Origin of the sequence: Stenotrophomonas sp. GD04145 (assembly GCF_029835135.1) — a bacterium.
GTDB lineage: Bacteria > Pseudomonadota > Gammaproteobacteria > Xanthomonadales > Xanthomonadaceae > Stenotrophomonas > Stenotrophomonas maltophilia_P.
Genome location: NZ_JAODZG010000003.1, coordinates 151,667 through 176,058 on the forward strand (window position 1 = coordinate 151,667; position 24,392 = coordinate 176,058).

At 64.2% G+C, this 24,392-nt stretch carries 25 protein-coding genes and 1 tRNA gene; 20 read left to right on the forward strand and 6 right to left on the reverse strand.

What is annotated here, in order from left to right:
* Positions 1-22: 22 nt before the first annotated feature.
* A complete protein-coding gene (gene recR, locus N7367_RS02885; protein ID WP_053519077.1) occupies positions 23-622 on the forward strand; it encodes a recombination mediator RecR in 600 nt (199 codons plus the stop codon).
* Between the two features lie 64 nt (positions 623-686).
* Positions 687-1,046: a histidine triad nucleotide-binding protein gene (locus N7367_RS02890; protein WP_128989833.1), complete on the forward strand. Its 360-nt coding sequence runs from the start codon at positions 687-689 to the stop codon at positions 1,044-1,046.
* A 78-nt stretch (positions 1,047-1,124) separates the two neighbouring features.
* On the opposite strand, the gene N7367_RS02895 is transcribed toward N7367_RS02890, so the two are convergent.
* From N7367_RS02895 to N7367_RS02910, 4 genes are read right to left on the reverse strand one after another with little or no spacing between them, the layout of a single operon-like run.
* Positions 1,125-1,649: a Slp family lipoprotein gene (locus tag N7367_RS02895; protein ID WP_053519081.1), complete on the reverse strand. Its 525-nt coding sequence runs from the start codon at positions 1,647-1,649 to the stop codon at positions 1,125-1,127.
* Positions 1,646-3,595, reverse strand: coding sequence for a DUF3488 and transglutaminase-like domain-containing protein (locus N7367_RS02900; protein WP_279941685.1), 1,950 nt, complete (start codon positions 3,593-3,595; stop codon positions 1,646-1,648). The genes N7367_RS02895 and N7367_RS02900 overlap by 4 nt, the downstream gene beginning before the upstream one ends.
* Positions 3,588-4,532, reverse strand: a complete 945-nt coding sequence (locus tag N7367_RS02905; protein WP_053519085.1) for a DUF58 domain-containing protein — start codon at positions 4,530-4,532, stop codon at positions 3,588-3,590. Before N7367_RS02905 ends, N7367_RS02900 begins: the two co-directional genes overlap by 8 nt.
* Positions 4,533-4,534: 2 nt before the next feature.
* Entirely contained in the window at positions 4,535-5,488 is a 954-nt protein-coding gene (locus N7367_RS02910) for an AAA family ATPase (RefSeq protein ID WP_065175954.1), read from the reverse strand.
* Between the two features lie 42 nt (positions 5,489-5,530).
* Here N7367_RS02910 and N7367_RS02915 point away from each other — a divergent pair, with 42 nt between their 5' ends.
* Complete coding sequence (locus N7367_RS02915; protein ID WP_053519089.1) at positions 5,531-7,372, forward strand: glycosyltransferase family 39 protein; 1,842 nt, start codon at positions 5,531-5,533, stop codon at positions 7,370-7,372.
* A gap of 17 nt (positions 7,373-7,389) precedes the next feature.
* Here N7367_RS02915 and N7367_RS02920 read toward each other — a convergent pair whose 3' ends face one another.
* On the reverse strand, positions 7,390-7,959 hold the full coding sequence (locus N7367_RS02920; RefSeq protein ID WP_065182461.1) for a Maf family nucleotide pyrophosphatase: 570 nt from the start codon (positions 7,957-7,959) through the stop codon (positions 7,390-7,392).
* Positions 7,960-8,072: 113 nt separating this feature from the next.
* On the opposite strand from N7367_RS02920, the gene N7367_RS02925 reads away from it, so the two are divergent.
* The 17 genes from N7367_RS02925 to N7367_RS03005 all read left to right on the forward strand — a co-directional run bounded on the left by N7367_RS02925 (position 8,073) and on the right by N7367_RS03005 (position 23,485).
* On the forward strand, positions 8,073-8,582 hold the full coding sequence (locus N7367_RS02925) for a YceD family protein (RefSeq protein ID WP_049404889.1): 510 nt from the start codon (positions 8,073-8,075) through the stop codon (positions 8,580-8,582).
* 107 nt (positions 8,583-8,689) lie between these two features.
* A complete protein-coding gene (gene rpmF / locus N7367_RS02930) occupies positions 8,690-8,884 on the forward strand; it encodes a 50S ribosomal protein L32 (protein WP_005408308.1) in 195 nt (64 codons plus the stop codon).
* A 93-nt stretch (positions 8,885-8,977) separates the two neighbouring features.
* Positions 8,978-9,955, forward strand: coding sequence for a beta-ketoacyl-ACP synthase III (locus tag N7367_RS02935; RefSeq protein WP_053519093.1), 978 nt, complete (start codon positions 8,978-8,980; stop codon positions 9,953-9,955).
* Between the two features lie 75 nt (positions 9,956-10,030).
* Entirely contained in the window at positions 10,031-10,813 is a 783-nt protein-coding gene (locus N7367_RS02940; protein ID WP_065182460.1) for a serine/threonine protein phosphatase, read from the forward strand.
* Between the two features lie 188 nt (positions 10,814-11,001).
* Positions 11,002-11,946: an ACP S-malonyltransferase gene (fabD, locus tag N7367_RS02945; RefSeq protein WP_279941686.1), complete on the forward strand. Its 945-nt coding sequence runs from the start codon at positions 11,002-11,004 to the stop codon at positions 11,944-11,946.
* Positions 11,947-12,028: 82 nt separating this feature from the next.
* Entirely contained in the window at positions 12,029-12,772 is a 744-nt protein-coding gene (fabG, locus tag N7367_RS02950) for a 3-oxoacyl-ACP reductase FabG (RefSeq protein WP_279941687.1), read from the forward strand.
* Positions 12,773-12,924: 152 nt separating this feature from the next.
* Positions 12,925-13,164, forward strand: a complete 240-nt coding sequence (acpP, locus tag N7367_RS02955; RefSeq protein WP_053519101.1) for an acyl carrier protein — start codon at positions 12,925-12,927, stop codon at positions 13,162-13,164.
* Positions 13,165-13,306: 142 nt separating this feature from the next.
* Positions 13,307-14,569, forward strand: a complete 1,263-nt coding sequence (gene fabF / locus N7367_RS02960) for a beta-ketoacyl-ACP synthase II (RefSeq protein ID WP_053519103.1) — start codon at positions 13,307-13,309, stop codon at positions 14,567-14,569.
* A 101-nt stretch (positions 14,570-14,670) separates the two neighbouring features.
* The gene (locus N7367_RS02965; protein ID WP_065182457.1) at positions 14,671-16,035 is read left to right on the forward strand and encodes an aminodeoxychorismate synthase component I; all 1,365 of its coding nucleotides are present in this window, start codon (positions 14,671-14,673) and stop codon (positions 16,033-16,035) included.
* A gap of 155 nt (positions 16,036-16,190) precedes the next feature.
* Entirely contained in the window at positions 16,191-17,252 is a 1,062-nt protein-coding gene (gene mltG / locus N7367_RS02970) for an endolytic transglycosylase MltG (RefSeq protein ID WP_065175958.1), read from the forward strand.
* Positions 17,249-17,914: a dTMP kinase gene (tmk, locus tag N7367_RS02975; protein WP_065182455.1), complete on the forward strand. Its 666-nt coding sequence runs from the start codon at positions 17,249-17,251 to the stop codon at positions 17,912-17,914. Before mltG ends, tmk begins: the two co-directional genes overlap by 4 nt.
* Entirely contained in the window at positions 17,911-18,867 is a 957-nt protein-coding gene (locus tag N7367_RS02980) for a DNA polymerase III subunit delta' (protein WP_111187151.1), read from the forward strand. The genes tmk and N7367_RS02980 overlap by 4 nt, the downstream gene beginning before the upstream one ends.
* The gene (locus tag N7367_RS02985; RefSeq protein WP_053520428.1) at positions 18,864-19,217 is read left to right on the forward strand and encodes a PilZ domain-containing protein; all 354 of its coding nucleotides are present in this window, start codon (positions 18,864-18,866) and stop codon (positions 19,215-19,217) included. The genes N7367_RS02980 and N7367_RS02985 overlap by 4 nt, the downstream gene beginning before the upstream one ends.
* 113 nt (positions 19,218-19,330) lie before the next feature.
* Positions 19,331-19,405: transfer RNA gene (locus N7367_RS02990), tRNA-Val, on the forward strand.
* 152 nt (positions 19,406-19,557) lie between these two features.
* Positions 19,558-20,220, forward strand: coding sequence for a hypothetical protein (locus N7367_RS02995; RefSeq protein ID WP_279941689.1), 663 nt, complete (start codon positions 19,558-19,560; stop codon positions 20,218-20,220).
* 155 nt (positions 20,221-20,375) lie between these two features.
* Positions 20,376-20,912: a hypothetical protein gene (locus tag N7367_RS03000; RefSeq protein WP_279941691.1), complete on the forward strand. Its 537-nt coding sequence runs from the start codon at positions 20,376-20,378 to the stop codon at positions 20,910-20,912.
* Between the two features lie 728 nt (positions 20,913-21,640).
* Complete coding sequence (locus tag N7367_RS03005) at positions 21,641-23,485, forward strand: nucleoside triphosphate pyrophosphohydrolase (protein ID WP_279941692.1); 1,845 nt, start codon at positions 21,641-21,643, stop codon at positions 23,483-23,485.
* Here the strand turns inward: N7367_RS03005 and N7367_RS03010 are convergent.
* A complete protein-coding gene (locus N7367_RS03010; RefSeq protein ID WP_279941693.1) occupies positions 23,460-24,305 on the reverse strand; it encodes a DNA adenine methylase in 846 nt (281 codons plus the stop codon). The genes N7367_RS03005 and N7367_RS03010 overlap by 26 nt on opposite strands.
* Positions 24,306-24,392 lie beyond the last annotated feature (87 nt).

Sequence of the window (24,392 nt, forward strand, 5' to 3'; positions counted from 1 at the left end):
ACCCATAAAGCCAGAAGCTGCCGTGTCCGCACCCCTGCTTGAACAATTGATCGATGCGCTGCGGGTGCTGCCTGGCGTGGGCCAGAAGACCGCGCAGCGCATGGCCTACCACCTGCTGGAACGCGAACGCGACGGCGGCCAGCGCCTGGCCGAGGTGTTGGCGCTGGCCGTAGAGCGCATCGGCCACTGCGCGCAGTGCCGCGATTTCAGTGAAACCGAACTGTGCCCGACCTGCGCCAACGGTAGCCGCGAGCGCAGCCAGCTGTGCGTGGTGGAATCGCCCGCCGACCGCCTTGCCATCGAGAATGCCACCGGCTTCCGGGGTGTCTACTTCGTGCTGCAGGGGCGTCTGTCGCCGCTCGACGGCATCGGTCCGCGCGACCTGGGCCTGGAGCAGCTGGAGCAGCGCCTTGGCGAAGGCGAAGTGCAGGAGCTGATCATCGCCACCAGCGCCACCGTCGAGGGAGAGGCCACCGCGCATTATCTGGCGCAGCTGGCGCGGGCCCGCCAGGTCCGGCCGAGCCGGTTGGCGCAGGGGCTGCCGCTGGGGGGCGAACTGGAATACGTGGATCGCGGCACGCTGTCGCACGCGTTCGGCACCCGCAGCGAATTCCGCGATTGACGGCCTGGCCCTTTGAGGGGCGGGGGTTGCCTACAATGCAGGCGACATTTCACCGAGGCCGACCATGAGCAACGAAACCCTTTTCAGCAGGATCATCCGTCGCGAGATTCCGGCCACCATCGTCTATGAAGACGAGGACGTGCTGGGCTTCAAGGACATCGCGCCGCAGGCGCCGGTGCACGTGCTGTTCATTCCGAAGAATGAAATCATTCCGACCCTGGACGACCTGCAGCCTTCGCAGGCGCACCTGATCGGCAAGCTGGCCCTGGCGGCGGCCGAGTATGCGCGCCGCGAGGGATTTGCCGAGCAGGGCTACCGCATCGTGATGAACTGCCGCGAGGATGCAGGGCAGACCGTGTTCCACATCCACATGCATCTGCTGGCCGGCGCGCCGCTGGGCCATTTCGGCGCGCCCGGGAAGTAAGCGCCCGCCGGCGCGATGCCGTGCAAGCAGAAGGCCGCCCGGTGGGCGGCCTTCTGCGTCATGCGTACCGGAGGGGGGTTACCACCAGCCCCAGCGGCCGTAGCCCCAGTACGGGCCATACGGGCCCGGGCCCCAGGGGCCATAGGGGTAGGGCACGACGTCGACCTGGCGCTGCTCCGGCCACAAGTAGATCACATCGGCCGACAGCTTCGGCAGGCGATAGTCGTACTCGCCGATGCGGGTGTTCTGGTAGCCATCGATCTTGCCGATGAAGGTCACGTCACGGCCGGGCTCAAACACCGCCGGATCGTAGAAGCCGGAGCGGCAGGCGATGAAGCGGCCGTCGCTGGCATCGGACGAGGTGGTGTTCGGGCGGCCGGAGGCGTTGAGCGGGCGCGAGATCATCTGGAAGCAGGTCTCGCCCTGGCCGGGCTTGGTTTCGATGATGCGGCCGCCCCAGCGCACGGGCGTGCCGACCTGCTGGGTGGCGACTGAATCGCGCGGGGAGACCATGCTGAACTGTCCCTGCAGCGGCTTTGGGGCCGTGGCGCAGGCCGACAGGGCCAGCGTGGCCACAGCGGTGAGAAGGAACTTGGTGTTCATGGGGAGGCTCCGGAAGTCGGGCGATGCCTGCGCAGGTCCCGCAATAATGAAGCGAGGTCGGTGCAAGTTCCAGCGTAGCGCGCGTCGGCGAAACGCTGGCTGAGTGCCAGCAGGGCCGGATCGGGCCGGCACGCATGGACGCGACGGGCCCAGAGCAGTGCCGGCTCGTGCGGTTCGCGGGCCAGGCCGAGCCGGGCGTAGCGCCGGCCCAGGCGGTGCCAGGCGCGCAGCAGCGGGTCGCGTTCGCGCTCGCCCCGGGCCAGCAGCCATGCCATCCACAGCACGGCTGCCAACGCGGCCATCACGAAGCCTGACAGCAACTGTCCCGGCTTGATGTCGTCCAGGCCCAGGGGCTTGAACAGCTGCTGCTGGCGGCGCGCATCGAAGGACAGCACCAGGTCGTTCCAGCCACGGCGCAGCCAGTCGCCCATCTGACCCAGCTGCAGCCAGCGCTGCTGCAGCGGATTGCCGGCGTCTGCCAGCAGGCGATCGTCGAGGGTATCCAGGATGCGTTCTGGGGCGACGGCCGCCGTTGGATCGACCCGCACCCAGCCCCGTTGCGGCAGCCAGACCTCGGCCCAGGCGTGGGCATCCATCCGCCGGACAACCCAGTAGTCGCCCACCCGGTTGCGCGTGCCGCCGGCGAAGCCGGTCACCACGCGGGCCGGAATGCCTGCGTTGCGCATCAGCACCACGAAGGCCGAGCTGAAGTGCTCGCAGAAGCCTGCCTTGTAGCCGAACAGGAATTCATCGATGGGGTCGCGGCCGGCCACGGGCGTGTCCAGCGTGTAGGAGAAATCGGTGGTGATCCACTGCAGTGCGCGACGTACCACGGCCTCATCGTTGCTGCCTGCCTCCTGCCGCCACTGCCGGGCGAGGGTGGCGGTGCGCGGATTGAAGCCGGCCGGCAACTGCAGCGCTGCGCGTCGCAGGTAGGGGGGGAGCGCGCTGTCGAAGTGCTGCGGCGGCGCCGAGTGCAGGCGCCACCGGCTCAGCGCCGACAGCGTGCGGTCGCTGAGCAGGCTCATGTCCGCATCCAGCGTGCTGCCTTCCGGCGCACGGGTGGGCAGATCCAGTGCCACCAGCTGGCGGCGGTCGGTCGGCTCGTAGTCGATCTGGTAGTCCCAGCCGCGCGCACCGGCATCGACGATCGCGGGTGGGCGCTGCGTGCGGGCACGGTCACGGGTCCAGCGTCGGCCATCGAAGTCGGTCAACACCGGTCCTCGCCAGTAGCGCTGGTCCGGCTCGGGTACGGCGCCGAAGAACTGCACTCGCAGCGCAGGTGTGTCGTCGGCCATCAGGTCCAGCCACTGCCCCGGCTCCATGCTGTCGGACAGGCCCGGCGTACTGACCGCGCGTTCGGGTACGCCCCACAGCGGCGTGGACAGACGCGGAAACAGCCAGAACGACGCCAGCGCCAGTGGCAGGCCCAGCGCCAGCAGCCGGCCGACGCCCTTCAGCTGGCCGCGCAACGGCAAGGCGTCGGCGTGGCCCTCGCCCTGTGCCAGGCGCTGCAGGGCTAGCAGTGCACAAAGGCCGGCCAGCGCCGCCAGCAGCGTGGTCAGCGGGCCCTGGTCCAGCAGGAAGGCGGCGAATGGCGAGAACAGCGCAAAGCCCAGCAGGCTGCGTGCATCGCGCAGGCTGCGCAGCTCGCTGGACTTGATTGCAAGCATCGCGGCGAGCAGTGCGCAGCCGGTATCGCGTCCGGGACGGACCAGGCCCATCTGCCAGACGATGGCGGCCAGCATGCCCAGCACGAGCAGCAGGCGCACCGGCATCGGCAACACGCGTCGCCACGACAGCGCAGCCGTCAGCAGCGCAGCCAGCGCGATCACCGTGGCCAGCATCGGCGGCAACTGCAGCAGCAGTGGCAGCAGCGCAAGCGCAGCGCTGGCCAGGGTCCAGGTGCGGGCGTTGCGGTCGAGCGTGGGCGCGGCGTCAGTCATGCGGCATCAGCGCCAGCGCGCGCAGGCAGAGATGGTGATGGCTGGCGCCCTGTCCTGGCCCCAGTGGCGGATGCGAGGGCAGCAGCAGGGTGTAGCGGCGACCGCCGCGTTCGGCCATGTCGATCCAGCGCGCCAGGCGTGCGATGCGCGCTTCGGTCGGCAGTGGCGCCAGCGTGTGCCAGTCCAGCACGACCTCGATGCCGACCGGCTTTTCGTACTCACGGACCAGCAGGCTGTCGCGGCGCGCGGAGTGCTTCCAGGCAATGCTGCGTGGCGCGTCTCCGGCGCGGTAGGGGCGCAGCTGGTGCAGCTCTTCGCCGCTGGCGTGGGCGCGGGTGTGCAATGGATCGTTGCCGCGCTCCGGCAGCGCGGGGGCCAACGCTTCGGCCAGGGGATACACCAGCAATGGCTGTTCCGGCCACACCCACGACCACGCACGGACCAGGCCCAGCGGTTGCGTGGTGGACAGGCGGATGCGCGACAGTTCCCGCCAGCCGCGACGTTCGCTGGGGACGTCCAGCTCCACTTCGCCGCGCCCCTGTGCCGGCAGCGAGGTCCAGGCCTGGCTGTCGCCCAGTTGCAGGTGCAGCCCCTGTCGTGGCCGCGGATCACGCAGCGACAGGTCCACGCGCAGCCGCAGCGGCTGGCCGGCAGGCACCGGCTCGGCAGAGATCGCATCGATCTGCACGCCCGACAACTGCAGGTGCGCGGCAATGGCGCTGGCGATTGCCGCCGCCGCCAGCAGCAACGCCAGCAGCAACGCGGGGTTGTTGTTGTAGTTCAGCGCACCCAGCAGCATCGCCGACAGCAGCGTGGCGACGAACAGGCCGAAGCGTGTAGGCAGCACGTAGATGCGGTGGCGGTTCAACCGCTGCGGCAGTGCTTCCGGCGCACGCGGGCGTGCCAGCAGCTGCAGCCGCGCCCAGCGCGAGGCCACGCTCAGTCCACCGTGACGGTCTGCAGGATCGCGCGTGCCAGCGCAGGCCCGGAGCTGGACTCGGCTTCGGCCACCAGTCGATGCCCCGCCACCGCCACGAACAGCGTCTGCACGTCTTCGGGAATGACATGGCTGCGGCCGAGCAGCAGCGCATGCGCCCGGGCTGCACGCAGCAGCGCCAGTCCGGCACGAGGCGACAGCCCTACGCGCACGCCTGCATGCTGGCGGCTGCGGGTCAGCAGGGCCTGCACGTAGTCGACCAGCGCGTCGCTGGCGTGGACCTGGCCTACGGCCTCACGCAATGCCCGCACCTGCACTTCGTCCAGTTTCGGCATCGCACGTGCGATCAGGTCGCGGCGATCGGTGCCGCGCAGCAGCTCACGCTCGGCCTGCGGGCTGGGATAGCCCATCGCCAGCCGCAGCAGGAAACGGTCCAGCTGCGAGTCGGGCAAGGGGAACGTGCCCGACAGGTCCACCGGATTCTGGGTGGCGATCACGAAGAAGGGGTCCGGCAGCGCATGCGTCTGTCCATCCAGTGTCACCTGCTGTTCGGCCATGGCCTCCAGCAGCGCGCTCTGCGTGCGTGGTGGCGCGCGGTTGATTTCATCGGCCAGCAGCACATGGGTGAACACCGGGCCGGGATGGAACTGGAACTGGCGACTGCCTGCCTCATACACCGATACGCCAAGCACATCGGCCGGCAACAGGTCCGAGGTGAACTGCACGCGCTGGAAGCCCAGGCCCAGACTGCTGGCCAGCGCGTGGGCCAGCGTGGTCTTGCCGAGGCCGGGCAGGTCCTCGATCAGCAGATGTCCACCGGACAGCAGAGCGACGAAGGCGAGCCGCACTTCCGGAACCTTGCCCAGCACCAGCGCGTTGACCTGATCCTGGGCCTCCCGCAGGGACTGGCGCAGTTGATCGGTTAGCATGCTGGGACTGGGGGACGAAGCTGGCATGATCGTCTCTGATCTGGAATCTCCTCGATTATCCATAGAGCAATGCAGGGCGAACAGCGCGCACGGACGATTTTTCTCTGGTTATGGACGCTGGTCACAGCGGCCAAGCTGGTGGTGGCCGCGCGCCTGCCACTGTTCGTCGATGAAGCGTTCTACTGGCAGGAAGGCCAGCACTTGGCGGCGGCCTATTCCGATCTGCCGGGCCTGACCGCGTGGATGGCCCGGCTGGGCGTGGAGATCGGCGGTCATCACGTGCTGGCCCTGCGCCTGCCGTTCCTGGCGATAGGAGCGTTGCTGCCCTGGCTGGTTTCGCGCATCGCCACGCGCTGGTTCGGTGCCGTGGCCGGTTGGCAGGCAGGCAGCCTTACTCTGCTGATGCCACTGTCGGCCACGCTGGGGCTGCTGGCGGTGCCGGACGTACCCATGGCGCTGGCGGCCGTGCTGTGCCTGCACGCGGGTGCGCGCCTGCTGCACAACGTGGACGCATCATCGGCGATGAAGCTGGCATTGGGCCTGCTGATCGGTGCGCTCAGCCACTATCGCTTCATCGGTGTGATCGGCGTCGGCTTCATCGCGTTGCTGGCGTTGCCGCAGGGCCGGCGCATGCTGGCCGATCCGCGGGTCTGGGTCGCGCTGGCCATCGGTGTACTGGCCTGGTTGCCGTTGCTCGCGTGGAATGCGGACAACCACGATGCCGGGCTGAAGTTCCAGGTGGTCGAGCGCCATCCCTGGGCGTTCGAGTGGGGTGGGCTGTGGTTCCTGGTGATCCAGCCGATGCTGGTCACCCCCATCCTGTGCATCGCGATGTGGAAGGTGGCGCTGGCCGGCACGCGCAGCGGTGGTGGTGCGCGCGTGCAGTGGCGCTACTTCGGGCTGGTGGGCGGCGTATCGACGCTGGGCATCTTCCTGCTGGGGTTCTTCACCGATGTCGAGCGCATCAGTTTCCACTGGCCGCTGCCGGGCTACCTGGCGCTGCTGGTCGCGGTACCGGTGGTGCTCAATGGATGGCCGCGCTGGCTGCGCAGGACAGGGTGGTGGCTGGCAGGGCTGGGCATGGTGCTGGCGTTCGGCTACTACCTGATGGCCTCCACGCCGGCACTGCGCGAGCAGATGGCCGGCAGCAAGTACTACCCGCGCAATTTCGCCGGCTGGGAGCCGTTGGCCACGGCGGTCCGCGAGGAACTGCAGCAGATGCCGGAAGGCACGCGTGTCCTGGCCGGCAACTTCAAGGTGGGGGCCGAGCTGGGCTTCCAGCTGGGCGATGGCGATATCGAAGTGTTGCCGCACCCGCTCAACGACAAGCATGGCCGCACGGCGCAGCTGGCGCAGTGGAACCTGGTGCATGCCGGTGAGCGCACCGCGCCCATGCTGCTGGTGCTGTCACCCAGCGACCAGCGGTACCGCGAGCTGCTGGACCGCTATCACGCGGTCTGCGAACAGGTGGGGCCGCTGCCGGCACCACGGATTGTCAGCAGTGACCACGGCTTCCAGCGCTTCCTGCTGTTCCGCCTGCCGGCGCAGCGCGCGCCGGGGCCCTGCGTGACGCCGGCGATGGCGTGGCTGGATGCGCCGTCCAATGGCGAGAAGGTGTCCGGCACGCTGGCGATCCGGGGCTGGGCCTTCAAGGACGGTGTCGGCCTGGCGCGCGTGGAGGTGCTGGTCGATGGCCGCTCGATCGGCGATGCACGCTACGGTCGCGAGTTCGACCTGCGCCCGGCCTGGCCGGACAGCACCGATCCGCAGCATCCGGCCGTGGGCTTCGATGCCAGCCTCGATACCTCCGTGCTGGCACCGGGCAAGCACTGGCTGGGCCTGCGCCTGTACGGCCACGACGGCAGCGTGGAAGCATGGCAGGAGCAGCCGTTCGTGGTGGAGAAGCGCTGAAGGCGCTACCCCGGGGCTCAGGGCACCCGGAATCCGGCCCTGCGCAGCAGGCTGCACAGGGCGATCAGGGGCAGGCCGACCAGCGCGGTGGGATCGCGGCTGTCGATGGCTTCGAACAGGCTGATGCCCAGTCCTTCGCATTTGAAGCTGCCGGCACAGTCAAGGGGCTGCTCGGCAGCGACATAACGGGCGATTTCCGCGGCATCAAGATGACGGAAGCGCACTTCGGTCAGATCCAGCGCTGCGAAAGATTCTCCGTCGCGTGTGAGATTGAGGGCGGTGTGGAAGCGTACGGTGCGTCCGGCCATGGCCGCCAACTGCGCACAGGCGGCATCGACCGTGCCTGGCTTGCCCAGCGGCCGGCCTTCCAGATCGGCGACCTGGTCCGAGCCGATCACCCAGGCGCCCGGGTGGCGGGCGGCCACATCGGCCGCCTTGGCCGCGGCCAGGCGTACCGCCAGATCCAGCGGGGCTTCACCGCTCAACGGCGTTTCATCCACCTCCGGGCGCGCGCACCCGAACGGCAGGGCCAGCCGCTGCAGCAGTTCGCGGCGGTAACGGGAGGTGGAGGCCAGGACCAGGGTCATGCAACAATACCGGGGCAGGGTGCGGCAGTCTGGCCCGGCCTGACTGCCAGCGGCAAGCCTCATGTGGCGGGCATTTGACAGCCGCCGCCCGGATCCTTAGTATTCAGCGGCTTATGTCCGCGAACGTGCCCGAAACGCTGGATGCCTGGCGGATGGTTGTAGCGCGAAGGCGCTTCGACGGTCAGGTGTCCCTGGCTGAATTGACCCGCCTGCAGGGGTTGGTCGCAGATACCGACGGCGAGTGCGTGTACTCGCTTGAGTTCGGTCGCGACGACGTCTTGCGGGTATCCTATGTGGAACTGACCATCGACACCGCGCTGCCGCTGACCTGTCAGCGCAGCATGCAGCGATTCCTGTTGCCGGTGAAGGTGACCCAGAGGCTTGGCCTGATCCGCGACGAGGACGAGGAATCGTCCCTGCCGGAGGAGTACGAGGCGTTGCTGGTGCCGGAAGATGGCCAGCTGCGTCCGCTGGACCTGGTCGAGGACGAACTGGTGCTGGCGGTGCCGGTGGTACCGCTGTCACCCGACGGTGAAGCAGTCGACAAGGACTGGGCACCGAGCGAAGAAGAAACGAAGAAGGCCAACCCGTTCGCGGCGTTGGCGGCGTTGAAGAAACAATAGCAGCCGGTTGTCGTCGGCGGCTGCGGCGAAAGCGAAAAGTGTGCTGGGCGCTGGCGTCCTGTGCGACGAAACGACGAAGCAAAACGAACCGAGTTTGGAGCAATCCCATGGCTGTCCAGAAATCCCGTGTTACCCCGTCCCGTCGCGGCCAGCGTCGTTCGCATGACGCCCTGAGCGCCAAGCAGCTGTCGACCGACCCGACCACCGGTGAAGTGCATCTGCGTCACCACATCACTGCCGACGGTTTCTACCGTGGCAAGAAGGTCATCCAGACCAAGACCTCGGCCGTCGAAGAAGATTGATGTGCCGGGAAGGCCGCTGCCCGACGGGCAGCGGCCTTTGCCTTCTTTCCCCGGGCGTGCCGGTGATCGGCGGCCCGCGCAACAGGAAACATGATGAGCAAGCGGATCTACTCGAGGATCGCGGGCACCGGCAGCTATTTGCCGGAAAAAGTCCTGACCAACGCCGACCTGGAAAAAATGGTCGAAACCTCGGACGAGTGGATCCAGACGCGCACCGGTATTCGTGAGCGGCACATTGCGGCCGAAGGCGAGACCACCAGCGATCTCGGCTACCAGGCTGCGCTGCGTGCGCTTGAAGCGGCGGGCATCGACGCTTCCCAGCTCGACATGATCGTGGTCGGCACGACCACGCCTGATCTGATTTTTCCGTCCACCGCGTGCCTCATCCAGGCCAAGCTCGGTGTGGCCGGTTGCCCCGCCTTCGACGTCAACGCGGCCTGCTCGGGCTTCGTGTTCGCGCTGAGCGTGGCCGACAAGTTCATCCGTTCCGGCGACTGCAGGCACGTGCTGGTGATCGGCGCGGAAACCCTGACCCGCATCGTCGACTGGAACGACCGCACCACCTGCGTGCTGTTCGGTGATGGTGCTGGCGCCGTCGTGCTCAAGGCCGACGAGGAAACCGGCATCCTCAGCACGCATCTGCACTCTGATGGCAGCAAGAAGGAACTGCTGTGGAATCCGGTCGGCGTTTCGGCCGGTTTCAAGGACGGCGCCAATGGCGGCGGCACCATCAACATGAAGGGCAACGACGTGTTCAAGTACGCCGTCAAGGCGCTGGACTCGGTCGTGGACGAGACCCTGGCTGCCAATGGCCTGGACAAGTCGGACCTGGACTGGCTGATCCCGCACCAGGCCAACCTGCGCATCATCGAAGCCACCGCCAAGCGGCTGGAAATGTCGATGGACCAGGTCGTAGTCACCGTCGATCAGCATGGCAACACCTCGTCCGGCTCGGTGCCGCTGGCGCTGGACGCTGCGGTCCGCTCGGGCCGCGTCGAGCGCGGTCAGCTGCTGCTGCTGGAAGCCTTTGGTGGCGGCTTCACGTGGGGTTCGGCCCTGTTGCGCTATTGATAGTGCAAGTTACGACAACGTGAAGTCTGTCGTTGCGGCCCTCCGGGGCCGTAACGCGTTTAAGGAGGTCCTGTCATGGTTGAGCCCATCGTCATCGACGGGCAGCGCGCCTGGCTGAAGCAGTACGGCAAGGGAAGCCGAGCCATGGCCCTGGGCCTGCTCAATTTCGTCGCCCGCCGGTTCCAGCTGGACGCGCTGCGCCCGCCGCCGCACCGGGGCGGAGACGCCGCACGCGAGGTCGAGGCCCGCCGCCTGGGCGAACTGCAGGCACAAGGGGTGAACGTGCCCGACGTGATCGGCAGCGGCCATGCCGCGCTGGTGATCGGGGACAACGGCAGCTCGTTCAACACCTGCCTGCGCGAGGCCGACGACGCCGGGCGGGACCGGCTGGTGATGGCCGCAATGCGGGCACTTGCCGAAGCACACAGCCGTGGCGCCTATTTCGGCCAGCCGCTGCCGCGCAACCTCACCTGGGATGGCGAGCGGGTCGGTTTCATCGACTTCGAGGAAGATCCGCTGGAAGTGATGGATCTGGCCGAAGCCCAGGCGCGCGACTGGCTGATGTTCGGCTATGGCGTGGCCAAGTACTACGCCGACCGGCCTGACTGCCTGCAGGCGATGATGGCCGAGGCGATCGGCACCGTGCAGGCGCCGGTACGCGAGCACGTGCACGCTGTGAGCGGCCGCCTGCAGCGCCTGGCCCGGGTCTGCATGAAGCTCGGACGCTCGGCGCGCACGCTGGCCCATTCGATCTTCATCGCGCACGGCGCCACCACCATGGGGGTGCTGATGGTGGTCGGGCTGTGCATGGACTTCTTTGCCGATGGCGAACTGGACATTCTGCAGTTGTTCTGCTGATTGCATCCGCCGGGCATGGCCCGGCGCTACCGGAGCCGTTCACCGGGCACGGCTTGGCGCTGCCGCAACCGTTCGCCGGCCCGGCATTGCTGGCGCGCTCCATACGCCCTGCATACGCGCACGTACAGACGACACGGCGGATTCACCCTTATCATGGCCCGCTTCGATTGCAACAAGCGGATGACCGCGTGACCGTATCCACCCTCGCTTTTGTCTTCCCCGGCCAGGGCTCGCAGTCTGTGGGCATGGTGGCCGAGCTGGCCGAGCTGCACCCGCAGGTGCGTGAGGCCTTCACCGAGGCATCCGATGGTGCCGGCGTCGACCTGTGGGCGCTGTCCCAGGGTGGCCCGGAGGAAATGCTCAACCGTACCGAATACACGCAGCCGGCCCTGCTGGCGGCGAGCATCGGCGTTTGGCGCGCCTGGAACGCCGCGGGTGGTCCGCGCCCGTCGGTGCTGGCCGGCCACAGCCTGGGCGAGTACACGGCGCTGGTCGCCGCTGGCGCGCTGAGCCTGCATGACGGTGCGCACCTGGTGCGCCTGCGCGGCCAGCTGATGCAGGACGCGGCTCCGGCCGGCGTGGGCGCCATGGCCGCCGTGCTCGGCGCCGAAGACCAGCTGGTGCTGGACGTCTGCGCCGAAGCAGCGGGCAGCCAGGTGGTGGTACCGGCCAACTTCAACTCGCCCGGCCAGATCGTGATCGGTGGCGATGCGGCAGCAGTCGACCGCGCGCTGGCGTTGCTGGCCGAAAAGGGCGTGCGCAAGGCAGTGAAGCTGGCCGTCAGCGTGCCCTCGCATACCCCGTTGATGCGCGAGGCCGCCAACCGTCTGGCCGAAGTGCTGGCCGGGCTGTCCTGGCAGGCTCCGCAGCTGCCGGTGGTACAGAACGTCGATGCCCAGGTGCACGACGGCGTGGATGCCATCCGCACCGCGCTGGTCCAGCAGCTGTACCAGCCGGTGCAGTGGACCGGTTGCGTGCAGGCCCTGGCCACCCGTGGCATCACCCAGGTTGCCGAATGTGGCCCGGGCAAGGTGTTGACCGGTCTGGTCAAGCGCATCGACAAGGCCATCGACGGCCGTTCGCTGGCGACCCCGGGCGACTTTGAAAGCGCCCGCGAGGCATGGTCGGCCTGATCGCCCCTGTTCCTGCCGACCCTGCCAGTGGCCGCTGCACGCGGCGCGGGTGGGGCGGCTGCCCCCGTCTGAGGAAACCATCATGAGCAAGCCCCTGCAGGGTGAAATCGCACTGGTCACCGGCGCCAGCCGTGGCATCGGTGCCGCCATTGCCGATCTGCTGGCCGCCCAGGGCGCCACCGTCATCGGCACCGCCACCACCGAGTCCGGCGCTGCTGCGATCGGCGAGCGCCTGGCGGCCCACGGTGGTCACGGCCGCGCGCTGAACGTCACCGATGCCGCCGCACTGGACAGCGTGCTGGATGGCATCGCCAAGGAGTTCGGCCAGATCTCGATCCTGGTCAACAACGCCGGCATCACCCGCGACAATCTGCTGATGCGCATGAAGGACGATGACTGGGCCTCGATCATCGACACCAACCTGACCAGCGTGTTCCGCACCAGCAAGGCAGTCATGCGCGGCATGATGAAGGCACGCAAGGGCCGCATCATCAACATCGCCTCGGTGGTGGGCGTGACCGGCAATGCCGGCCAGGCCAACTACGCGGCCGCCAAGGCCGGCATCATCGGCTTCAGCAAGTCGCTGGCCAAGGAGATCGGCTCGCGTGGCGTCACCGTCAACGTGGTCGCGCCGGGCTTCATCGACACCGACATGACCAAGGCACTGCCGGAAGAAGCGCGCACCGCGCTGATCAACGACATCGCCCTCGAACGCCTGGGTTCGCCGGAAGACATCGCCCATGCGGTGGCCTTCCTGGCCAGCCCGGCTGCCGGCTACATCACCGGCGAAACCCTCCATGTGAACGGCGGCATGTACATGCCGTAAGCAAGGGGCGCACGGATTGCGCCGCAAGTGGTTGATCTGCGTGGATTTTTGCTGCAATGCAAGGGCGCGCCGGTTTCCACTACACTATCCCACGGCCATCGCCCTTGATGGCGACCACTTTTGAACCACAACTCCATCTGGAGCGAGATCCCATGAGCACCATCGAAGAACGCGTCAAGAAAATCGTCGTCGAACAGCTTGGCGTCAAGGAAGAAGAAGTCACCACCAGCGCATCGTTCGTCGATGACCTGGGCGCTGACTCGCTGGACACCGTCGAGCTGGTGATGGCGCTGGAAGAAGAATTCGAGTGCGAAATCCCGGACGAAGAAGCCGAGAAGATCAGCACCGTGCAGGCCGCCATCGACTACATCAAGGCCCACGTCAAGGCCTGATGTCAGACGGCAGTGCGCGTGCGGGCATCCGCCCGGCGCGCACCGCACCCCATGGGGCCGCTGTTGCGGCCCCGTGTGTTTGCGCATCACACCGAAGCAAACCGCGTTGCCCGAAAGCATCTTCGGGTCAGGAGAATCAGCAATGAAGCGTCGCGTCGTCGTAACCGGCCTGGGTATCGTCTCGCCGTTGGGCAATGATCTGGCCAGCAGCTGGGAAGGCATCACCCATGGTCGTTCGGGCATCGGTCCGCTGACCAACGTCGCCGATTCCTACCTGGAACGGTTCACCACCAAGATTGCAGGTGAGGTCAAGGGCTTCGACATCACCGCCGACAATGCACTGTTCGGCAAGTATCGGGTCAGCGGCAAGGATGCCAAGAAGATGGACCCGTTCATCCATTACGGCCTCGGTGCCTCGTTCATGGCCCTGCATGATTCGGGCCTGGAGATCACCGACGCCAATGCCGAGCGCATCGGCGCCATCGTCGGCGCCGGCATCGGCGGCCTGCTCGGCATCGAAGAGCAGACCATCGAATTCCACGAGGGCAAGAAGATCTCGCCCTTCTACGTGCCCAAGACCATCATCAACATGCTGCCGGGCCAGCTGAGCATCATCACCGGCCTGAAGGGCCCGTCGTTCTCGGCGGTTTCGGCATGCGCCACCTCGAACCACTCGATCGGCACCGCCATGCGCATGATCCAGTACGGCGATGCGGACGTGATGGTGGTGGGCGGCGCCGAGCGCGGCTCCTCGCCGACCGCCGTGGGCGGCTTCTGCGCGATGAAGGCCATGTCCACCCGCAACGACGCACCGGAACAGGCCTCGCGCCCCTGGGACAAGGACCGCGACGGCTTCGTGCTGGGCGACGGTGCCGGCATCCTGATCCTGGAAGAGTACGAGCACGCCAAGGCCCGTGGCGCGAAGATCTATTGCGAGCTGGCCGGCTTCGGCGCCAGCTCCGACGCGTACCACATGACCGCGCCGAGCGAGAACGGCGAAGGCGCTGCCCGCTGCATGACCATGGCGTTGAAGGACGCTGGCCTGAATCCGGAACAGGTGGGTTACCTCAACGCACATGGCACCTCCACGCCGCTGGGCGACCTGGGCGAAACCATGGCGATGAAGACCGCCTTCGGCGACCACGCCTACAAGATGATGGTCAGCTCCACCAAGTCGATGACCGGCCACCTGCTCGGCGCGGCCGGCGGTGTGGAGGCGATCTTCTCGGTGATGGCGCTGCAGGACAACGTCATCCCGCCGACCATCAACCTGCAGGAGCCGGGCGAGGGCTGTGACCTGGACTACGTCCCCAATGAAGCGCGCCAGGCCAAGGTCGACGTGGTGATGTCCAATGGCTTCGGCTTCGGCGGCACCAACGGCACGCTGATCTTCAAGCGCGTCTGACCGGGTTGTCGCGTCGGGCCATGCTCGACCGGACGTGCTCCACGCACGAGGAAGCCGCCGCAAGGCGGCTTCCGTGTATCTGAATTCCCCTGCAGGCCACCATGACCCACGCCCCGCTGATCCACCCGCTGCCGCATCCGATCGATCTGCTGGCCCTGCAGCAGCAAGCGCCGGAACGTTTCCCGCTGCTGATGGAGTCCACCGCTTCCGGCACCGCGCAGGGGCGCTGGAGCCTGCTGTTGGCCGCACAGGGCGACACGCTGCGCCTGGATGCCGATGGTTGCGTGCGCGACCAGCAGGATACGGTGCAGCCCGGCAGTTTCCTGCAGGCGCTGGACCGCGCCTGGCAGCAGGCACGGCTGCCGCACGATGGCAGTCACAGCCTGCCGTTCCGCGGCGGCTGGGCCTTGATGCTCGACTACGAAGTGGCCAGCCAGATCGAGCCGGTGCTGCCGGCGCGTGCGCGCGATGATGGCCGGCCGACGGCACTGGCGCTGCGCTGCCCGGCGGCCGTGCTGCACGATCACCAGAACCACGCCAGCTTCGTCATCGCCGAAGCGGGCGAGCAGGCGCTGCTGGACTCGCTGGTGGCGCTGGCCGCGCAGGCGCTGCCGGAGGCGGGGCAGGGCTGGCAGCCGCCGCAGTCGGTCGGCGAAGACGCGCCGCAGCGCTTCACCGACGGCGTGCGCCGGGTGATCGACTACCTGCGCGCCGGCGATGTGTTCCAGGTGAACCTGTCGCGGCGCTGGAGCGCGCAGTTCGCCACGCCGGTCAGCCCGCAGGCCCTGTACGCACAGCTGCGCCGCGCCAACCCCGCACCGTTTGCCGGCCTGTTCAGTGCGTTTGGGCGGCACGTGGTCAGCTCCTCGCCGGAGCGGCTGGTATCGGTGCATGCCGGCCACGCGCAGACCCGGCCGATCGCGGGCACGCGCCCACGTTTCGAGGGTGACGATGATGCCGCGCGCATCCAGGAGCTGGTCGGGCACCCGAAGGAGCGCGCCGAGCACGTGATGCTGATCGACCTCGAGCGCAACGATCTGGGCCGCATCTGCCTGCCCGGCACCGTGGTGGTCGATGAACTGATGACGGTGGAGAGCTACGCCCATGTGCACCACATCGTCAGCAACGTCAGCGGCCATCTGCGCCCGGAGGTCACCCCCGGCGAAGTGATCGCCGCAACGTTCCCCGGCGGCACCATCACCGGCTGCCCGAAGGTGCGCTGCATGCAGATCATCAGCGAGCTGGAGCAGGTGCCGCGCGGTGCCTATACCGGGGCGTTCGGCTGGCTGAACCGCGATGGCGACCTGGACCTGAACATCCTGATCCGTACCGCCGAGGTGGACGGCTACGAGGTCAGTTTCCGCACCGGTGCCGGCATCGTGGTCGATTCGGACCCGGACAAGGAGCTGGACGAGACCCGCGCCAAAGCGCGTGGCCTGCTGCGCGCCCTGGGCCAGCAAGGGTAGGCGATCGACCCCCGGCGGGCATGGCCCGGCGCTACCGATGCATCACCGCCGGGCCATGCCCGGCGAGCGAAGCGGGGTTGAGCGCCTCATCCGGCCATGACCCCACACCACCGGCACGGTATCCTGCACGACGGAATCGAGTTCTGAGGTAATCCATGGCGGGAGCCAAGCGCGGGTGTCTGTTCGTGGTAACGCTGCTGGTGGTGCTGGTCGCGGTCGTGGCCGGCGCGGGCGCGTGGTTCTTCTACAAGCAGACCCAGTTCGCCGATGCCCGGATCTCCCCCTCCGCAGAGACCGTGGTGATCGCCAGCGGCGATGGCCTGAACACCGTGCTGCGCAAGCTGCGCGAGGCGGGCGTGGACGAAGGCCAGGACGCACAGTGGCAGCTGCTGGCACGCCAGCTCGACGCCGCCGGCAAGCTGAAGGTGGGTGAGTACGCGCTGGACAGCCAGCTGACCCCGCGCGAGCTGCTGCTGCGCATGCGCGCCGGCAAGGTCCTGCAGCACCGCGTCACCATCATCGAAGGCTGGAACATCCGCCAGCTGCGCGCGGCGCTGAAGCGTGCCGATCCACTGCTGCACACCACCGATGATCTTGATGATGCGGCACTGATGCAGCGCCTGGGCTTCGGCGGCCAGCATCCGGAAGGCCGGTTCCTGCCGGAGACCTACATCTACCAGCGCGGTGACAGCGACGTGGATGTGCTCAAGCGTGCGCATGCGGCAATGGAAAAGGCGCTGGACGAGGCCTGGCAGAGCCGTGCACCGGACCTGCCGATCAACACGCCGTACGAGCTGCTGACGCTGGCATCGATCATCGAGAAGGAAACCGCGCTGGCCAGCGAGCGCCCGCAGATTGCCGGCGTGTTCATGCGCCGCCTGCAGATCGGCATGCGCCTGCAGACCGATCCCACCGTGATCTATGGCATCGGCGCGGCCTATGACGGCAACATCCGCCGCCGCGACCTGACCACCGATACGCCTTACAACACCTATACCCGTGCGGGCCTGACCCCGACCCCCATCGCCATGCCCAGCCGCGACGCCCTGATGGCCGCGGCACAGCCGGCAGCGGGGGATGCACTGTATTTCGTCGCCGTTGGCGATGGCAGTGGCGCGCACGTGTTCTCGTCCAGCCTGGACCAGCACAACGCTGCGGTAGCGCGCTACCTGCAGCAGCTGCGCCAGCAACGCACCCAGGAGACCCCGGCGCAATGAGTCCCGCGCTGCTACGCCACCCACGTTTCGTCAGCCTGGAAGGCGGCGAAGGCGCCGGCAAGACCACTGCGATCAATGCCATCCGCGCGTGCCTGCGCCAGCATGGCCATGAGGTCGTGCTGACGCGTGAACCGGGCGGCACGCCGCTGGCCGAGCGCATCCGCAGCCTGATACTGAAGCCCGATGCCGAGATCGCCGCCGAGCCGCTCAGCGCCGAGGCCGAGCTGCTGCTGGTGTTCGCCGCCCGCGCGCAGCACGTGCGGGAGGTGATCCAGCCGGCCCTGCAGCGCGGTGCCTACGTGCTGAGTGATCGCTTCACCGATTCCAGCTACGCCTACCAGGGAGGGGGACGTGGCCTGGACCCGCAGTGGATTGCCGAGCTGGAGCGCCGTGCCGTTGGCTTGTTGCCGGGCCTGACCCTGCTGCTGGATGTGGACGTGGCGGTCGGTCGTGCGCGCGCCAATGGCCGCGACCTGTGGCCGGACCGCATCGAGAGCGAGCAGGACGATTTCTTCCAGCGCGTGCGTGAAGTGTTCCGCAGCCGCGCCCAGCAGGACCCACAGCGCTTCGCCGTGATCGACGCGGGCCAGGTGCAGGAACGCGTGGCCGCCGACGTGATCGCGCAGGTCGAGCGCTGGCTGCAGGAAGGAAAGGGCGCATGAGCACCTTCTCGCCTTGGCAGCAGCGCGCATTCGATCAGACCGTGGCCGCGCTCGACGCGGGCCGGCTGGGGCATGGCCTGTTGATCTGCGGCCCGGCCGGGCTGGGCAAGCGCGAGGTTGCACTGGCGCTGGCCGACCACGTGCTGGCGCAGGGCGATGCCGCGCACGCCACGCGCACCCGCCACCTGATCGCTGCCGGTACCCACCCGGACCTGCAGCTGGTGAGCTTCATTCCGAACAAGAGCGGCGACAAGCTGCGTACCGAGATCGTCATCGAGCAGGTGCGCGAGATCACCGACAAACTGGCATTGACCCCGCAGTACGGTGTGGCCCAGGTGGTGATCGTCGATCCGGCCGATGCGATCAACCGCTCCGCGGCCAATGCACTGCTCAAGACGCTGGAAGAGCCGCAGCCCGGCCGCTACCTGTGGCTGATCAGCAGCGACCCGGCACGCCTGCCGCAGACCATCCGCAGCCGGTGCCAGCGCCTGGAGTTCAAGCTGCCGCCGCACGAGGAAGCGCTGGCCTGGTTGCAGCAGCAGGGCCACAGCGACGCCTCCGCACGCGAAGCGCTGGACGCCGCGCGCGGCCATCCCGGCCAGGCCGACAACTGGCTGCGCGAGGACGGGCTGAGCCTGCGCCGTGAGGTGGCCCGCGACCTGGAGCAGCTGGCCACCGGCAGGACCGGCGCGGTGGAGCTGGCGCAGAAATGGTGCGGTGACGACAACGCGGCGCTGCGCCTGCGCTTCGCCGCCGACCTGGCGCTGGCCCAGGCCAGCACGGACGCCTTGACCGCGCCGGAGCGATTGCACAAGCTGGCAGCCTGGTTCGACGCTGCCAACCGCACCCGCGACCTGCTGCGCACCACGGTGCGTGCAGACCTTGCGGTGGTCGAGTTGCTGCTGGCCTGGAACAAGGTGAACGAGCGGCCTGCCGCAAGGGGAAATCGATGAGTGCCAGCAACGCCCGCCAGGGCATCCTGTCCCTGGCCGTGAAGGACAAAGCCGCGCTGTACAGCGCGTACATGCCGTTCGTGAAGAATGGCGGCATCTTCGTGCCCACGCCCAAGCGCTACTTCCTCGGCGACGAGGTGTTCCTGCTGCTGACCCTGCCCGATTCCAGCGAGCGCCTGCCGGTGGCCGGCAAGGTGATCTGGGTGACCCCGGCAGGGGCGCAGGGCAACCGTACCGCGGGCATCGGCGTGCAGCTGGCAGACGGCGCTGAAGGGGAGGGCGTGCGCCACAAGATCGAGACCCAGCTGGCCGGCCTGACCAGCTCGGACAAGCCTACCCACACGATGTGAGGCAGCGCCGGGCCACGCCCGGCGGCACGCCTCGAAAACACCCGTGAAGACGAATGTGAAAACTGTTGACGGCCTCTGAAAAGTTCCTATAATGAGCGGCTCAGCAACACACCGGGCGGTTAGCTCAGCGGTAGAGCATTGCCTTCACACGGCAAGGGTCACAGGTTCGATCCCTGTACCGCCCACCATGTTGCAGAACGAAAAAAGCCTCCAGCAATGGGGGCTTTTTTGTTGCTTCTTTTGCGGTGAATTGATTGATAGAGGCTGAGTTGACGCTCATGACCATCTTCCCAAGCGTGCAGAGCAGCGCTATCGTGGCGCTAGATGATAGGAGAAGACCATGTCTAAGTTCGCCGCCAGTCAAGAGTGCAGGTTCTGCGCCATCGCCGGTGGTGCGCTGACAGATGCTGAACTGGATTCGCCATGGATGGCAGACGAGAACAACTTCGCGCTTGCCTCAGTGGGTGGCTTAGTCCCGGGCTGGTCCCTCGTACTGCCCCGTAATCACTGCTTGAACCTAGGTCTGCATCTGCAGACCGATGACTTCCTGGCTTTTGTCGAAAGAGCAGTGCGGGTCGTGGAGGCGAAGTTTGGTCGAGTAGCCATTTTTGAGCATGGTTGTACCTCTTCGTCTTCACTTACAAGTTGTGGCACTGCTCACGCACATCTTCATATTGTTCCCGTTAGCTTCGACCTTGAGCAGGCTAGTCGTAGCTTCGACGCTGATTTGGACTGGATAGAGTGTCCTGTTAGAGAAATCCCTAGGGTGGCCGGAGAGGCTGAGTATCTATTTGTCGCTTCGGCCTTTAACGGTCGAGAAACCCGTGGAATGCTGGCATGTCTCAGTGAAGGGCGCTCTCAGTTCTTTCGGCGGGTTATAGCTCTCCATCTTGGCAGGCCGTCAGAATTTAATTACCGAACTCACCCAAATCGTTCTGAAAGTGTGCGTACGGCTGAAATTCTGAGGGCTGAAATGAATTCGTTGAAAGATTTGGCTGCGTAATCATGAGCCACTTGCCAAGGAGTTCGGCATCGGGATCTTTTGGGGCTAGGCGGAAATTGCTCCGAACCAAACAATATGGCGTCAACGATGGGGTGGCCGAGAGGTCTAATTTGGCAAAGAGAGAGTCTGTCTCGCCCGGCCCCGAGGACGAGGTGTTGAATGACGATGAGCGAAAGTTTCTCTATTGGCAGACTCGCTACCCAGATAAGGAAGCGAGAAAGAAAATTCGCCGTGAAACTATATTTGTAGTTTCTGTTATTACTATTTGTCTTGCACTTCTATTTATTGTCTGGCACGGAGGCTCCGTAAGAGCCCTTGTCGATACGTGCCAGCCCAATTGCCAGTTGCCAACGCTGAAGAAATACTCGTACCTGCTCGTTTCTGGCGTTCTGGGTGGCGCGTTATTTGGGCTGAAATATCTGTATAAAGTTGTCGCCCGCGGCTACTGGAATCAGGATCGGGCGATCTGGCGCTATACGTCTCCGCTTCTGTCAGGTGGATTAGCTTTGGCATCAGGTGCGTTGACGGATGCGGGCGTATTTGGCTTTGCTACAAGCTATGCATCCGGTGGTTCATCATATGTTGCGCTGGGATTCATCGTCGGATACTTCGCGGATAGTGCCTCGCGAAAGCTTCAGGAGGTCGCGGAAACTCTGTTTGGCCATCCGGCCGTGAAGCCAAGAAAGAACTGAGACGAATGAAATCTTACCGGCTGCGGGAATGGCTTGTAATTTTGGAAAAGTCTGGGCCTGTTTTATTCGCAATTGAATCGATTAGTGTCGAGCGGGTGGGTGTGAAGGCATTCGGCTTGTCTCGAGTGCCCAAGGATTGGGTTCCGGATTTCTTTTGCGTTTCGGCTGGATGCTTTCCCTCTCAGGCATCCTTGAATCTTGCTGGTTCAATGATCGGAATGGCACCGACAGATCCTGTGCTAGTGAGATCTAGCGGAACCCAGGAGGGGATCGATGAACGAGGCACCCTCCACAGTGAAGCAACGACGTTGGGAGAAGCTGCCTCGACTCTCCGATCACTTCGGCGATTGCCGGCGATTGCAGATGCTTCCAAGTCCCAAAATGTTCACTTTATAGTTCAGAGACGGGTGAGGACGGTCGCTAAAGGGCACCTTTCGAATGAGCGGCGCGTCTCGCAGAAGGCTAGGGATTGGCGGGCTGAAATTGAACCGAGTCCAGGGCAGATCGCCGGCTGTGGAAGCGTCGCAGTCAGGAGGTGGCGAGATGGCATTGATTTGTCGCCTGCTTTGCCCTGTGAGCTACGTGCAAACATATATCGAACGCTTCGTTATGTCGCTGCTTGGGCTGGTGATCGGCGCCTGCATTGGGAGTGGGTTTGGGACGGGGGGCGAATTTGGATTGTCCAGTGCGAACCTGCGGATGGAGGTTCTGGGATAAAACCATCTAGCTTGGTCAAAGAGTCTCCACTTGCCCCTGATCTATCAAATGACCAGCTTAATCATTTTAAAATCGCTGGCGAAGATGATTTTGTAAAATACAGAAAGCTGGCAAATGCAAGACTCTATAGAGAGCTTGGATACTCGTTGCCGAAGTTTTATGTGTGCCAGGATCGCGATTTGCTCGCTTCGATTCAAAGTGGTCAGGGAGTTCCTGATTCACTGCTTAGCGACCTGCAACTGCTTTGTAAGAGTCCCTTTGTCATTCGTACGGATGGGGAGGATATTCCTGAGGAGCGTCGTCAGATGCTCCCCCGTAGCGATGAGCTGCGTGACGAAATGGCTGCAAAAAAATGGCTAGAAGAAGTTTTTCTTGAAAAATTGAATGGTATTGATGTTGCTGAAGTGAATGCTGCGTTGATTGGGCATCACTTCGTTCCAGCTATTTCGTCTGCATGGGCTAGATCATATCCTGGAGCGAGACGGGTTCGTATTGAGTCACTCTGGGGTATTCCGGAAGGTTTGTACTATTTCCCTCATGATGTGTTTGAGGTGGATGTAGCGAAAGTTTCAAGCAATAAGAATGAAGTTGCTGGGGCCAATATAATACTGGAGCGCTTTAGATTTAAATCAAAATTCATCGCTCCCAACGCGGCGGGGCAATGGGATATTCATCAGGTTGCTCGGCCACACGATTGGGCTCCAAGTATTTCGAGCCAAGATTGGGTAAAGGAAATTGCTCAAACCACTCGCAGGATTGCTGATTACGCTGGGCATCCAGTCGTGGTCATGTGGTTTATAGGTCTCAAGGATGGGAGAGATGCGGTAATTCCCTGGTACCATGAGGAGTGGCGTGCTCAGGAGAGCTCGGAAGTCAGTAGTCTTGGGAAAATCTCAAAGTCCTTCAAGATTTTTACCATCACTTGTGAGGATGATTTGCAATCTTTGCGAAACGACGAGCAAGTTCATCTCGGGGTCTCTCGGGTCGCTGTCGTTCCTAAGGATAGTGCGATCGTTCGCGATACAAAGTTCATTGATCGCCTAGCCGATGTCGTGAAAGAGCGTGGCTATAGCGTCGAGCTTCGAGGCGGAATGCTTTCGCACGTTTACTATACTTTGCAAAGAGCCGGTTGTGATGTTCTCTGCGTGGACGAAGTTGGGACCGACGATGAAACGTTCGAATTCAACAAGCTGGTCAGAGACAATATTCCAGCCACAATTGAATCGAAAGGCGAAGCGGTTGAATTGGTTCGCCTCAAAGGTGATGCACTTCTTCATGCTTTGAAGGAAAAATTGGTCGAAGAAGCTCTGGAGGTCGTAGATGCATCGGATTCCGATTCAATCGTTGAGGAGCTTGCCGATCTCCTTGAGGTTGTAGAGGGGGTGGAGTCCGTACTTGGCATAGATCGCGCTACGGTAGAGAGAGTAAGGAGGCGAAAGAGGGATGCGAGAGGAGGGTTCTCGCAAGGTCTGATGCTTTTGCAGACGAGACTAACTGCCCTTCCAGAAGAAGGACTTGAGTCGAAGGTTGAAGATCTTCCGATCATAAGTTCGGTGCGGCAAATACCGAAGCACGATTCAGTTGTGAATATAGATAAAAGAAAAGTCGGAGTTGGGGCGGAGCGCATAATTAGGTGGTCAATGCCCGTCTCTAGCCCAGAATTCTCGCTGGTTCGTCCGGTGTTTGATTTGGAAACACCAATTGGCCAAAGTCACCCTATGCGCTTGGAGGCCACCGCCACCAGAAGTGGTGGCGAGTTGCGTCTTAAGCTTGTTCTTTCTAATGCGCCCTATCAATTGAATCTTTTTGGAGATGGTGAAGGAGCATCAGCTAACGATGAAGGAAAGGGGGGGTAGGGATTCTTATATTTCCATGAAAAAGTAGTTCGCTCGATTTTTCTCTGGATAGGTGCGTTGAGTAGAAAAGGTTGAACTTTGTTGGGGTGAAGGGCTGGTAGATTCTTTCAATTTCGGGGTGGTCGTCATAAGTCACAATCCAAGGGCATTTTAGACTTTTCACGATCGCTGCGAAATTTTCATGATCCGCTTGTTGGTAATGATTTCTATATAGCTGGTATCCCTTGATGAAGTAGGGAGGGTCGCAGTAGATTATTGTCTTTCTGCGCTGTCTCCCGGTATATTCGATAAGATGTTTTGCATCCTCATTTGTTACCGTTATTTTTTTTCGCAACGATGCTATTTTTTCTATTCTTAAGGCAATTGCTTCTCTGTTGAATCTTGCATCTATCTTGTATTTTCCTTTTTGCAGTGTTCCTCCAATCGGACCTCCAGAAAGGATGCCAGAGCGACTGGTTCTGTTGAGTAGCAGCGTCGAGAACGCTATCGTTGTCTCGTCGTAATTGCTGGGATTGCGGATGATATTTTTCGCGGCCTGGCGGGTATCAACTGAAATCTCTGCGTTGCGGACAAGGCTTGCGAGCTCGCGCGGGCGTTCAACTACGCTCTTCCAGAAGAGATAGATTGCTGGGTCTATATCATTGATGTGGATGCGATCTACGTGTCTATTGACAAGGAGCGAAATCGCAGCTCCAGCACCCCCGGCGTATGGTTCAATATACGTTCCGCGCGTGAGGTCATTTGCGCGAAGCACGTCCCTTAGCCAGATCGCAAGTCTGCCTTTGCCGCCGGGGTATCTGAGTGGTGTATCGAATGACATAGGATCTCCGGTTCGGTGCATTTTACCTATGACATCGGGCGAATGGGCTACCTGACCGGATAGCGAGCACGGGCCAGAAGTGGCCTC

Bases quoted from the DNA above. Each gene is read 5' to 3' on its own strand.
- N7367_RS02890 (WP_128989833.1), top strand. From the start codon at position 687: ATGAGCAACGAAACCCTTTTCAGCAGGATCATCCGTCGCGAGATTCCG.
- N7367_RS02895 (WP_053519081.1), bottom strand. From the start codon at position 1,649: ATGAACACCAAGTTCCTTCTCACCGCTGTGGCCACGCTGGCCCTGTCG.
- N7367_RS02900 (WP_279941685.1), bottom strand. From the start codon at position 3,595: ATGACTGACGCCGCGCCCACGCTCGACCGCAACGCCCGCACCTGGACC.
- N7367_RS02910 (WP_065175954.1), bottom strand. From the start codon at position 5,488: ATGCCAGCTTCGTCCCCCAGTCCCAGCATGCTAACCGATCAACTGCGC.
- N7367_RS02915 (WP_053519089.1), top strand. From the start codon at position 5,531: ATGCAGGGCGAACAGCGCGCACGGACGATTTTTCTCTGGTTATGGACG.
- N7367_RS02920 (WP_065182461.1), bottom strand. From the start codon at position 7,959: ATGACCCTGGTCCTGGCCTCCACCTCCCGTTACCGCCGCGAACTGCTG.
- N7367_RS02925 (WP_049404889.1), top strand. From the start codon at position 8,073: ATGTCCGCGAACGTGCCCGAAACGCTGGATGCCTGGCGGATGGTTGTA.
- rpmF (WP_005408308.1), top strand. From the start codon at position 8,690: ATGGCTGTCCAGAAATCCCGTGTTACCCCGTCCCGTCGCGGCCAGCGT.
- N7367_RS02935 (WP_053519093.1), top strand. From the start codon at position 8,978: ATGAGCAAGCGGATCTACTCGAGGATCGCGGGCACCGGCAGCTATTTG.
- N7367_RS02940 (WP_065182460.1), top strand. From the start codon at position 10,031: ATGGTTGAGCCCATCGTCATCGACGGGCAGCGCGCCTGGCTGAAGCAG.
- fabG (WP_279941687.1), top strand. From the start codon at position 12,029: ATGAGCAAGCCCCTGCAGGGTGAAATCGCACTGGTCACCGGCGCCAGC.
- acpP (WP_053519101.1), top strand. From the start codon at position 12,925: ATGAGCACCATCGAAGAACGCGTCAAGAAAATCGTCGTCGAACAGCTT.
- fabF (WP_053519103.1), top strand. From the start codon at position 13,307: ATGAAGCGTCGCGTCGTCGTAACCGGCCTGGGTATCGTCTCGCCGTTG.
- N7367_RS02965 (WP_065182457.1), top strand. From the start codon at position 14,671: ATGACCCACGCCCCGCTGATCCACCCGCTGCCGCATCCGATCGATCTG.
- mltG (WP_065175958.1), top strand. From the start codon at position 16,191: ATGGCGGGAGCCAAGCGCGGGTGTCTGTTCGTGGTAACGCTGCTGGTG.
- tmk (WP_065182455.1), top strand. From the start codon at position 17,249: ATGAGTCCCGCGCTGCTACGCCACCCACGTTTCGTCAGCCTGGAAGGC.
- N7367_RS02980 (WP_111187151.1), top strand. From the start codon at position 17,911: ATGAGCACCTTCTCGCCTTGGCAGCAGCGCGCATTCGATCAGACCGTG.
- N7367_RS02985 (WP_053520428.1), top strand. From the start codon at position 18,864: ATGAGTGCCAGCAACGCCCGCCAGGGCATCCTGTCCCTGGCCGTGAAG.
- N7367_RS02995 (WP_279941689.1), top strand. From the start codon at position 19,558: ATGTCTAAGTTCGCCGCCAGTCAAGAGTGCAGGTTCTGCGCCATCGCC.
- N7367_RS03010 (WP_279941693.1), bottom strand. From the start codon at position 24,305: ATGTCATTCGATACACCACTCAGATACCCCGGCGGCAAAGGCAGACTT.